An 11640-nucleotide genomic window follows, 5' to 3' on the forward strand; every position below is an offset into this window, starting at 1 on the left:
GCGCGAAAAGCGACCGGGATACTGCATAATCCCTCAAATCGACATCGATCTGAGGAGAACTTTATGCAGCAGGTTTCAAGCGCCACAGCGTCTTTAGTGCGCCATATCTGACGCGCGGCGCTGTAGCGTAGCTGCAACCGGGATGGTGCGCCCCGGCCGCAGATATCGAGAAACCCGCCCCGGTCACTTCGGAGCGGGCGCTGGCTCATCCTATTTCTGTGGCAGGCCCATCGATGCGCGATAGGCAGCAAGCTGCTTGTCACGACCGAATTCGTCCGTCAGCTTGTTCCACTGCTCAGCGACGCTATCAAGCGCCTGTTGCGGTGTGACTTCGCCGGCAAGTGCCTTGGAAAGTTCGATTTCAAGCACTTCGGTGTAGGAGAAATAGCCCGGCAAACGCATGTCGAGCGCGATGTTCTTCGCGGTCACCGCCTCCTTCTGCGCGCCCAGGTACTCCTTGGCTTCACGCTCGGAGAAGATCTTCGACCAGAGATCGACATTGGTCGTGTGGGAGATGCGATAGGGATTGACGCCGGTACCGCCGGTGATCGCCGCCTGGCCGGAGACGGCAGGGCTCGACAGATACTGAATGTAGTTCCAGGCCGCTTCCTGCTTGGTCGACGATGCGGGTACCGCCGCCTGCCAGCCGCCGAACGCCATGAAGGAGGTCTGCACGACGTGGTCGAACTTGTCCCACTTCTTGGTCTTGTAGTTCCAGACCTCGTCCGAACCCGGCAAGGACGCCGAGCCGACATTGCCTGCCACCTTCGACTGCTTCGGGTCGGCGCCGATAACGCCGGTATCGCCCCAGCCGATCGACTCGGCAACCTGGCCGCCGGCAAACGCCGCGTTCACTTCGCCGAAAGAGAAGTTCAGGGCATTCGGCGGAGCGAGCTTCGAGGCGCGGATATATTCCTCGAGGCCGCGGACCCAGCCGGGATTGTTGACCTGCGCATCCATCGTGTCCGGATCGAAGAACATGCCGCCTGGATTGTCGGGATGGCTGGTGTAGCCGGCAACGTGGCTGAAGAGGAACCAGAACTGCTGGCCGCCGCGGCGGAAGGCTTCGGCCGTTCCCCACAGGTTGTTGGAGGGCTGGTTGAAATATTCGGCGATGTCGAGATACTGCTTCCAGGTCTTCGGCGGCGCCAGATCGTAGCCGTATTTCGCCTTGAAGGCCTTCTGGTTGTCGGCATTCTCGAACAGGTCGATACGATAGCTGTAAGTATGGGCGTCACCATCCATCGTCTGTGACAGGATCTTGCCGTTCCAGACCATCAACTGTTCGCGATAGACCGGTGCGATATCCTCCCAGTCGGCGCCTTTCTGCATGTCGGCGGGCATTTCCGACAGGAAATCGGTAAAGTCCGGCGCCCAAGCCGGCGCAAAGGCGATGACGTCAAAGGCATCTTCGCCCGATGTCAACGACGTAACGATTTTCGGATAGAGTTCCGACCACGGAAACTCGACCACCTTTACCTTGCCGCAGGTCTTTTCCTCCCAACCCTTGGCCGCAAGTTGCAGCGCGGACGCGATATAAGGCCCGGTCTGCGTGGTCGCCGTCAGTTCGACGCCGGAATAATCGGGGTCGCAGGCGAGTGCCGTGCCGGTGCTTGCCATGGCAAGGACACCCAGCGACGCTGATGTCAGTAGCAGTTTCCTCATTCTTTCCTCCCTTGAATGAATTCTTGCCGAAAAACAGGTCGTTATTTGATCGCCCCCAGCAGCAGACCGGAGCGCATGAGCCGGCTCAACAGCCCGGCCATGACCATCATCGGAATGATCGCCACCAGCGCGGCGGCGGAGATTGCCCACCACTCGTCGCCGCGCTGGCTGTTCTGACCGGCCACGAGGATCGGCAGCGTCTGCCATCTCGAATTGGTCAGGAACAGCGCGAACAGGAACTCGTTCCAGACGAAGGCTAGCGTGATCATGAATGTCGCGATCAACCCCGGCTTCGACATGGGCAGAACGATGCCGAAGAAAATCCGCCAGGACGGAACGTTGTCGACCATGGCCGCCTCTTCGACTTCGAGTGGCAGCGCTTCGAAGAAATCGCGCATCAGCCAGATGACGATCGGCAGCGAGAAGGCGACATAGGCGAAGGTCAGGCCGATATAGCTATCGACCAGCTTGAAGCCGAGCTTGCCCATTTCGGTGTACATCAGATAGAGCGCGAAGGCGGCAACGATTGGCGGGAACATGCGCTGGCTGACGAACCAGAAGACGATGTCGTTGTTGCCGAGTTCAGGCCCCGGCAACCGGAAGCGACTTGAGAACACCGCCAGCGCCAAGGCGGCGATGAAGGCGTAGATCAGCGAGATCCCCTGCCCGAAGCCGAGCACATTGCGACCGAGCAGGAAGCCGCCGAAGGCGATGACGACGAAGATTAGGGCGGAGGCCAGCCGGAAGCGGAAGGTAAAGCGCACCAGCGCATAAGCTGCCATCGCGCCGATGCCTGTCGCGAGGATAGACGCTGAAAGGCCGATGATCGTCGAGGCCAGGAAGGTGTTGTAGAACTGGCCGCGCTGGCCGGACAGAAGTTCGCGCCAGGCCGTGAGGCTCGGCTCGAAATCGACGAAGGGCAGATAGGTCGGCCCGCCGACGACGGCGATCGGCGTCTTGAACGACGTGATCAGGACCCAATAGAGCGGGAAGAAAGTAATGGCGAGCCAGATGAGGCAACCGCCGAGCGCGACCCAACGCCGTTTCCCCTTGAGGGTGCGCACGCTCATTTGTGCTTCTCCAGATACGGCTTGAGGATGGCGAGATAGACGAGGCCGATCACCGTGATGACGATCAGGAACAGAAACGACAGCGCCGAGGTGTAGCCGAGATTGAATTTCTTGAAGCCCTCCTGATAGGCAAAGAGCGTCAGCGTTTCGGTCGAGATTCCAGGCCCGCCGCCCGTCATCACGAAGACCGTGTCGATAATCTTGTAGCTTTCGATCAGCCGGATGAAGACGACAGCAACAGAGATCGGCAGCAGCATCGGAAAGGTGATGTCGCGGAACTGTTGCCAGGGTGTCGCGTTCTCCAGCGCCGCGGCCTCGTAGACGTCATCGGGCAGCGTCTGCAGCCCGGCCAGCAGCATCAGAATGACAAAAGGCGTCCATTGCCAAACCTCGACGGCGATAATCGACCCGAGCGCCCAACTCGGCTGCGTCAGGAACGGCAAATTGGGAAAACCGAGAGCACTCATCAACTCGTTGAGCGGACCCATCGTCGGATTGAGAACCTGACGGGCGATCAGCGCCACAGCAACCGGGGCCACCAGCATCGGCAATAGAAAGCTGACGCGAAAGATGCCCTCGCCCGGCACACGGGAATTAAGCGCAAGCGCGACGGAAAGGCCGATCACATATTGCAGGCCGACGGAGATGAACGCGATCAGCGTGGTCGTGCCCGCAACATGCCAGAAGCGTGGGTTCTGTAAGAGATCCGCATAGTTGCCAAAACCGACGAAACGCGCCGGCATCGGCGGCACCAGACGCATGCTCATGAAACTGGTGGTCAGCGAATAGATCAACGGAAAGATGGAAATCACCAGGACGATGATGAGAGCCGGCCAGATGAAAAAGTGCTTGATCGGGTCGTTGCGCGTGGTCATGCGGCCGCCCCTCGCCCAAGTAGAGCCTCTATCTCCGCAAGGGTCGGCATGGCAGGTGCTGTGCCGCGGCGGGTAACCGAGATCCCGGCCGTCGCGCAGCCGAAGCGTGCTGCCTCAACCGGGGCCAATCCCCGCGCCAGTGCCGCCGAGAACCCGCCGACGAAGGCATCGCCCGCACCGGTCGTGTCGATAACCGCGCCGCTTGCCATCGCCGGGACGAAAACGGACTGGCTCTCACTGTGGAGAAGGACGCCCCGTTCGCCGAGAGTGATCAACGCGGACTTTGCGCCCTTCTTCAGAAGGGCGTCACCTGCCCGCCGCGCATCGTCGGCCGTGGCAAGAGCAAATCCGACCAGCGCTGCTGCTTCGGTCTCGTTCGGCACGATGTAATCGCAAAGCGGGTAGATCGCATCCGGGAAGGGTTCCGCCGGCGCCGGATTGAAGACGGTGACGACACCTGCCGCATGTGCGATTTCGAGCGCTCGCTGGGCGGCAGCCGCAGGCTGCTCCAGCTGCGTGACGAAGATGCGCGATCCTTCGATCGTTTCTCGCGCCGCCTCGACATCGTCGATACCGATCGACCCGGCCGCACCGGGATAGACGATGATCGCGTTCTCGCCATTCTGGTCGTTGACGTAGATGAAGGCCGCACCGGTCGGAAGGTCGTCCATCTGGACGATCTTGGGTGTCACGCCTGCCTCGGCATAGGTACGAAGCGCCATCTCGCCGAAGGTATCGCGCCCGATTTTCGAGATGAAGGAAACCTGACTGCCCGCCCGCGCTGCGGCGACGGCCTGGTTCGACCCCTTGCCACCCGGCCCGACCGAAAAGCCGCTGCCGGTAATCGTTTCGCCGACAACGGGCATGCGCCGCGCCAGATAGGCCGTATCGGCCACGAAGATCCCCAGGATCGAAACACCAACCTTCATTCCTGCCTCCCCTGGTCAGGCCGCGACGAAGGACGAAGCGGAGATCCAGCTAAATTTCACAACTTCAAGATCTTACGACGATCAGCTCAGGCGGCTGATGCTTAGGCTAACGTATGGTCAGCTAGGCCGTTTCCGGTGGAATGACGCCCTTGGTGAAAAGGAAGCAGCCATAGAAGCGCGTCTCGCCGGTGGTTATGACGCAATAGGCCTTCTTGGCTTCCTCATAAAACGCAAAGCGTTCGATGCCGTACATCGGCGCAGGCTTGCCCTCGGCGCGGTCGATTTCGGCCTGGACCTCCTGTTGCACGCCGGGAATTTCCGTCGGCGCCCCCATGATCTCCATGCGCCCGGCCGAAGGCTGCAACGGCGTGTCGAGCGGCAATACCGACAGGACCGCCTTCACGGCGCGTGCAGCAGATACGTTGTCGATCCGCAAAAGCTTGCCGAGCGTGGTCTGCCTGGCGATCGCATCGGATGGGAAATTGGTGTCGGAGATGACCAGTGTATCACCGTGCCCCATGGAACGAAGCGCGTGCAGAACATCGGCATTGAGCGCCGGGTCCAGATTTTTCAGCATAGACAACCCTCCTCCAGACGCCCGCTCGCATGCTCCCGAGTGGCGTGAAACTGCGTGCCGCCATGTCGGCGCCACGCTCTCCCAAATCTAACCATGCAACGTTGCAGTCGCTGCATTCTCGAGCCGGCTCCCCCCGCCCCGAGATGGGGATCCCTTACTCGCCGTAAGGGATCCAGATGTTTTTGACGTCGGTGGCGCGGCGCAGATAGGCTTGTCCTTCTGCAGCCGAGCGATCGAACCAGTCGGTCGCCTTGCCATTGTCGACAAAGGTCCGCTTCAGGTTCCCTGCCGAGAGCTTTTCGACCATTGTCGAAAGCTCCTGCGTGCCGAAGGCCCAGAGCGCGTCGACGTCGTTGTGGCTTGCCAGCGTTTTTGCCAGCTCCATCGCCGAGCCCGTGACGATGTTGACGACCCCCGCCGGAACATCGGACGTCTCGAGGATCGAGTAGAAGTCCGTCGCTGCCAACGAGTGCTGTTCGCTTGGAACCGCAACGACGCGGTTGCCGGTAGCGATCAACGGTGCCACCAGACTGATGAAGCCGAGCAGCGGCGCTTCCGTCGGGCAGACGACACCGACGACACCGATCGCTTCGGGCATGGCAAGCGCGACGCCGCGCAGCGGCGGCTGATGGACCACGCCCTCGTATTTGTCGGCCCAGGCGCCGTAGCTGAAGAGCCGAGAGATCGAAGCCTCGACCTCTGCCTTCGCGTTGGCTGCCGAGGCGCCGGTCATCGCGACGATACGGTCTGCAAATTCATCCGCCCGGCCGCTCAGGTTTTCGGCGACGTAATAGAGGATCTGTGCACGATTATGCGACGTCGCCGACGCCCAGCCGGAGGCCGCATGCGCCGCAACGACGGCGTTGCGGATATCCTTGCGGTTGCCCTCACCGACCTCGCCGAGCACTTTGCCCTTCGGCGAAAGGACAGGGCGCGAATAGTTGCCATCCGGGCGCGCCTGCTTGCCGCCGATGAAAAGCTTGGCCGTGCGATCGAGCGACGGCAGCGAGAAATCGCCGGACGCCTGCTTCAACACCGGTTCTGCCGGTGCTGCACGCAGCTTGCGACCGACCCAGGCCTTGGGCTTCAGATATTCGTAGCAGCCTTCGCGGCCGCCCTCGCGGCCGAAGCCGGATTCACGCTTGCCGCCAAAACCGGCCGCAGCGTCAAAGAGATTGGTGGCATTGACCCAGACGACGCCGGCCGCAAGCTTGGCTGCGACGTTCAGCGCCAGGCCGATCGTTTCGCTCCAAACGCTTGCGGCCAGGCCGTAGCGCGAATGGTTGGCGAGCTGGATTGCCTCCTCCGGCGTGCGGAAGGTCATCGACACGGCGACGGGTCCGAAGATTTCCTCGGTCGCGACGATCGAAGTCGGCTGCACGTTGGTGAGCAAGGTCGGCGGATAGAAGCTGCCGCCCTTCGGCAGCTCGATCTTCGGCTGGTGAAGCTTCGCGCCTTCGGCGACGCCCTTGGCGACCAGGCTCTCGATGCGCTGCAACTGCACCGGCGCAACAATCGCCGCCATATCGATCGCCTTGTCGAGCGGATGGCCGACGCGCAGGGTCTGCATGCGCCGCGTCAGGCGCTCGTAAAAGAGCGGAGCGACGCCTTCCTGCACCAGAAGTCGGGAACCGGCACAGCAGACCTGGCCCTGGTTGAACCAGATCGCGTCTACCACACCTTCAACGGCGCCATCGATATCAGCGTCGTCAAAAACAATGAAAGGCGACTTGCCGCCGAGCTCAAGCGTCAGCGATTTGCCGGTACCAGCCGTCTTTTCGCGGATCAGGCGGCCGACCTCCGTCGAGCCGGTGAAGGCGATCTTGTCGATATCCGCATGCTCGACGATCAGCGCGCCTGTTTCGCCTTCGCCGGTCACGACGTTCAGCACGCCGGCAGGCAGTCCGGCTGCAGCGGCAAGTTCCGCGAAAAGCAAGGCCGTCAGCGGCGTGAACTCGGCCGGCTTGAGGATGACCGTGTTGCCCAGCGCCAGGGCCGGCGCGACCTTCCAGGCGAGCATCAGGAACGGAAAATTCCACGGGATGACCTGACCGACGACGCCAACCGGCACCTGATCGGCAAACTCGGTTTCCTGCAGCTGCGCCCAGCCGGCGTGGTGGTAGAAGTGGCGGGCGGCCAGCGGAATGTCGATGTCGCGCGTTTCACGGATCGGCTTGCCGTTGTCGATCGCCTCGACCACCGCGATCAACCGCGCATGGCGCTGGATCATGCGGGCAAGGGCATAGAGGTGGCGGGCACGTGCATGGCCCGGCAGCTTGGCCCAGGACCCTTGCGCCTTTCGTGCCGCCGCGACCGCGTCGTCCACGTCCTTGGCGCTACCCAGGGCGACCTTTGCCAGAAGAGCGCCGGTTGCGGGTTCAAAGGTTTCGAAGGCCTTGCCGGAGGAAGACGCGACAAAAGCACCGTTGATGAAGTGGCCGAACTCGCCTTTGTGGCGCGCCAGCCACTGACGAGCTTCGGTGTCGGCTTCCGGTGCGGGACCATAGGACATTTCGTCAAAATACCTTGCGACTGTCATCGGGATCATCCAATCGGGTGTCGGTTGAGGGCCGAGTAGGCGCCGGTCACGTGATGCTCCAGCTGGCGTTCGATATCGCCGAGGAGGCTCGATGCGCCGACGCGGAAAAGGTCCGGCTCCAGCCACTCACGACCGAGTTCGTCCTTCATCAGGAACTGGTAGTTGAGGATATCCTTGGCGGCCGAGATGCCGCCGGCCGGCTTGTAGCCCACCTTGATGCCGGTGCGTTCCTGATAGGCGCGGATCATGCGCAGCATCACCAGCGTCACCAGAAGGGTGGCGTTGACGCCTTCCTTGCCGGTGGAGGTCTTGATGAAATCGGCGCCCGCCATCATGCAGACGAGCGAAGCGCGGGCCACGTTGCGCAGCGTCTTCAGGTCGCCGGTCGCCAGGATCGCCTTGACATGCGCATCGCCGCAGGCGGCGCGGAAGTCGCGCATCTCGTCATAGAGAGCCTGCCAATTGCCGGTCAGCACATGCTCGCGGGTAATGACGATGTCGATTTCCTTGGCGCCATCGGCAACCGAAGCCTCGATCTCGCGCAGCTTGACGTCATGCGGAATGAGGCCGGCAGGAAAACCGGTGGAGACGGCGGCAACCGGAATGCCCGAACCTTCAAGCGCGTCGACGGCGGTCGAAACGAAACGATGATAGACGCAGACGGCGCCGGTGGTGATACCGCGACTGCCCATGCCAAGCGCATCGAGAATGTCCTGGCGAACCGGCTGGCGCGCCTTGGCACAGAGCCGCTTGACGCGTTCGGTCGTGTCGTCGCCGTTGAGCGTCGTCAGGTCGATGCAGGTCACGGCCTTCAGCAGCCAGGCGGCCTGCGCGTCCTTCTTCACCGTCCGGCGACCAGGCAGCGTCGAGACGCGCCGTTCGGCAGCCGAAAGGTTGACACGCTGGTCGACAACCCAGCCGAGATCAAGCTCCATGCCATCGTTGCGCGGCCAGTTATGGCCAGCGGCCACAGGTGCCACGGCTTTCGCGGCCACATTCTTCACAGCAAGGTCTTCCAAGCGATTGCTCCTCGAACTCCCTGACATCGCGGCACGATAGCACGGCTGTTACCCGTGTCGGCGGCGATTCTCATTTTGTTATTTTTCTATCGTATTTTTGTTAGCATTCCACCAGAAACGCGACGTGTCAAGCGACCTATCGCGTTTCGGTGAAATGCTGCCATTTTTTGGCGAGGTCTCAGATCACCGGAATGCGCGTGTCGCCGTCCTCGGTGATCACCGAACGAAAGACGTTCATCGGTGCAAAGAATGCGGGCTTCAGCTTGCCGATCTTGCTCAGGTCGACAACGAGGTGGCTTTCGCGCGCGAGCGAGATCACCTTCTGCTTCACCGCCACCTCATGAAAATGCACGCAGGTTGCACCACGTCCCGGGTCCACGCCTGCGGCCGAGAGAAAGGCGACATTGATCCCAAGCAAATCGAGCGTTTCCAGCCCAGAATTCCCCGAGAACGACGCCGAGGCCGGATGATAGACACCGCCGAGCATGACGATGCGGACATTGGGTTTTCGCGTCAGCCTGTCAGCAACATTTAACGAGTAACAGACTGCAGTAATTGAATAATTGTCCGGAATGAGATCGACCAGATACTCGAGCGTCGTACCGCAATCGATAAAGATGGTTTCGTCCGGACGAATGTGCTGCGCCGCATGGACACAGGCCTCGCGTTTTGCCGCTGCATGACTGTCGGCCTCGCGCGCCAGCTCATAGGGCATATCGCCATCGATCTCGCCCGCAGGCACGATGTGGCCGCCGAGGAAGGTGAATTGCCCGGGATTATCGGCGACATCCCGCCGGATGGTCATCTCGGAAACCCCGAGCAAGGCAGCGGCATCGCGCAGATGAAGAACGCGACGGCCGGAGAGCGCGTCGGCGAGTTGAATGATGCGGGCTGTCTTGCGGCTGGCCATAATCGTTCCGTCTGTCCGGTCGTTCGAGCCAAAACATCACAGCAGAGATGGCCGAACACAATTTGTGACAATTATCACAAAGTGTCGTTATTCGGCAAGTAACTTCACACGACCCGGCAAAAGCAGACGACGGAGACCGCAATGCAAGCCTCCGTCGTCGAAAATTGTCGCTTTGAGAATGCCGACGGCGGTAGATCAAAGAAACCCGCCGCCGCTTTTCGCTCGGCTAGCTGGCGATCGGCGCGGTACGCGCTGCCAGCCACGCTGCGGTCTCCGGATCGAACACCCCTTCCATGGTCTTGGCTACACGCCAATGGTAGGTGTCGATCCACTGCCGCTCAGTTTCGCTCAGCAGGCTGATATCCGCGAGCCGCAGATCGATCGGCACCAACGTCAGGCTGCGGAAGCTCATGAAACCATCGCGGTCGTCGATCACTTCCACCTGGTTCTCGATGCGGATGCCGTATTCCCCAGCCTTGTAATAGCCAGGCTCGATGGTCGTCACCATGCCCGGCCGCAATTCGATCTCGTTGACGCGCCGGTCGAAACGCTGCGGCTGCTCGTGCACCGACAGGAAGTGGCCGACACCGTGACCGGTGCCATGATCATAGTCGAGCCCGAGGTCCCAAAGCGGCCGGCGCGCGAAGGCGTCGAGGTGATGGCCGTAGGTCCCCTTCGGGAATTTGAGCGAGACCATGGAGATCAGCCCCTTGAGGACCGCCGTATAGGTGCGGCGCACTTCATCGCTGACAGCTCCGATCGCGGTCGTGCGCGTCGCATCCGTCGTGCCGGTAAAATACTGCCCACCTGAATCGAGCAGATAGATGCCTTGCGAGGTGATCGGCGCATCGCTCTTGGCGCTGGCCGCATAGTGGCACATGGCGGCATGGCCGGCGGCCGCCGAGATCGAGCGGAAGCTCGGCTCGACGAAGGTCTCCTCCATCTGCCGAAGGGCGAGAATACGATCCTCCGCCTCCAGTTCGGTCACCGGGCGCCCGTCCTTCTCGCGCTTGGCCGCATTGGCCTCCAGCCATGCGAAGAACCTAATCCACGCAGCACCATCATGGCGATGGCAATCGCGAAAGCCCTGGAGTTCAACGGGATTCTTCAGCATCTTGGCAAGCGTGATCGGGCTGCGCAAAAGGCGCACGCTGCCGCCAGCCTCGCGCGTCGCATGGGCGACCGCCGATGGGGCAAAGCCGGCATCGACGAGCGCCACCCGCCCGGCGGCAGCGGTCCGGACGCGGTCGAGTAACACCTCCGGCTCGGACATCGTCACGCCGTCGAGTTCGAAGTCCGAGAGGTCATTGGGCAGCTTGCGGTGGTCGACGAGCCATTCGACCCGGCCGTCCCTGTCGGCGATCATGAAGGATTGCGGCATTGGGTTGAACGCTATGTCACGGCCGCGAACATTCAGGAACCAGGCGATGTTGTCGGGCTGCGCCTCGATCAGCACGTCGGCGCCTTGCTCCGCCAGCATCTGGCCAATGCGGCGCTTCTTGTCGGCGACGCTTTCGCCGGCATAGTCGCGCGACAGGGCCATCACGTTGCCAAGCGGGCGTTCGGGCTGGTCCGACCAGATCGCATCGACGAGATCATCGGTTACGGCGACCCACTCGGCGCCAGCGGCGACAACCGATTGGCCGCAATCCATGTCCCAGGTCGACGGCAGCAGCATCGAATTGAAGCCGACGCGTTCGCCCTTGCGCAGGTTCTTCCGCAGCCAGTCCTTGAGCGGTGCGTCGTAGAAATGCTCGATGGCGAAGCTGTCGGCATCAATCTCCTGGCGAACCTGCACCTGATAGCGACCGTCGACGAAGATTGCCGCGCGGTCGCGCATGACGATCGCAACGCCGGCAGAACCGGTGAAGCCGGTGACAAAAGCGAGCCTGTTGTCATGGGGCGCACAATACTCGCCCTGATGTTCGTCGAACCGCGGGACGACGTAGCCGTCCAGCCCCTGCTCGTCGAGTTTGCGGCGCAGGGCCTCGATCCGGCCGGAAGCCTCCAGCCTGTCTTTCGATGTCATGTGGTCTTTCCCTATTGAATATTTGTC

Annotated in this window: 9 protein-coding genes; all 9 read right to left on the reverse strand. The window is 61.7% G+C overall.

The genetic code is table 11. The features are described from left to right. Window positions 1-210 precede the first annotated feature (210 nt). On the reverse strand, window positions 211-1665 hold the full coding sequence (locus ASD52_RS35450) for an extracellular solute-binding protein (RefSeq protein WP_025428626.1): 1455 nt from the start codon (window positions 1663-1665) through the stop codon (window positions 211-213). Window positions 1666-1706: 41 nt separating this feature from the next. Further along, window positions 1707-2735, reverse strand: coding sequence for a carbohydrate ABC transporter permease (locus ASD52_RS35455; RefSeq protein WP_057226659.1), 1029 nt, complete (start codon window positions 2733-2735; stop codon window positions 1707-1709). Further along, window positions 2732-3610 (reverse strand): sugar ABC transporter permease, encoded by an 879-nt coding sequence (locus ASD52_RS35460; RefSeq protein WP_057226661.1) that lies wholly within the window; start codon window positions 3608-3610, stop codon window positions 2732-2734. The genes ASD52_RS35455 and ASD52_RS35460 overlap by 4 nt, the downstream gene beginning before the upstream one ends. Further along, window positions 3607-4539 (reverse strand): ribokinase, encoded by a 933-nt coding sequence (gene rbsK / locus ASD52_RS35465; RefSeq protein WP_025428623.1) that lies wholly within the window; start codon window positions 4537-4539, stop codon window positions 3607-3609. Before rbsK ends, ASD52_RS35460 begins: the two co-directional genes overlap by 4 nt. A gap of 121 nt (window positions 4540-4660) precedes the next feature. Beyond that, window positions 4661-5116: an RbsD/FucU family protein gene (locus tag ASD52_RS35470; RefSeq protein WP_025428622.1), complete on the reverse strand. Its 456-nt coding sequence runs from the start codon at window positions 5114-5116 to the stop codon at window positions 4661-4663. A 154-nt stretch (window positions 5117-5270) separates the two neighbouring features. After that, the gene (locus tag ASD52_RS35475; RefSeq protein ID WP_057226663.1) at window positions 5271-7655 is read right to left on the reverse strand and encodes an aldehyde dehydrogenase family protein; all 2385 of its coding nucleotides are present in this window, start codon (window positions 7653-7655) and stop codon (window positions 5271-5273) included. Between the two features lie 5 nt (window positions 7656-7660). Then, on the reverse strand, window positions 7661-8674 hold the full coding sequence (deoC, locus tag ASD52_RS35480; protein ID WP_025428620.1) for a deoxyribose-phosphate aldolase: 1014 nt from the start codon (window positions 8672-8674) through the stop codon (window positions 7661-7663). Window positions 8675-8852: 178 nt separating this feature from the next. After that, window positions 8853-9584: a DeoR family transcriptional regulator gene (locus tag ASD52_RS35485; RefSeq protein ID WP_038577837.1), complete on the reverse strand. Its 732-nt coding sequence runs from the start codon at window positions 9582-9584 to the stop codon at window positions 8853-8855. Between the two features lie 226 nt (window positions 9585-9810). Next, window positions 9811-11613 carry an aminopeptidase P family protein gene (locus ASD52_RS35490; RefSeq protein WP_057226665.1) on the reverse strand — a complete coding sequence of 601 codons (1803 nt, stop codon included), beginning with the start codon at window positions 11611-11613 and terminating at the stop codon, window positions 9811-9813. Window positions 11614-11640 lie beyond the last annotated feature (27 nt).

The sequence above is a fragment of the Ensifer sp. Root142 genome, assembly GCF_001426785.1.
Classification (GTDB): Bacteria; Pseudomonadota; Alphaproteobacteria; order Rhizobiales; family Rhizobiaceae; genus Ensifer; species Ensifer canadensis.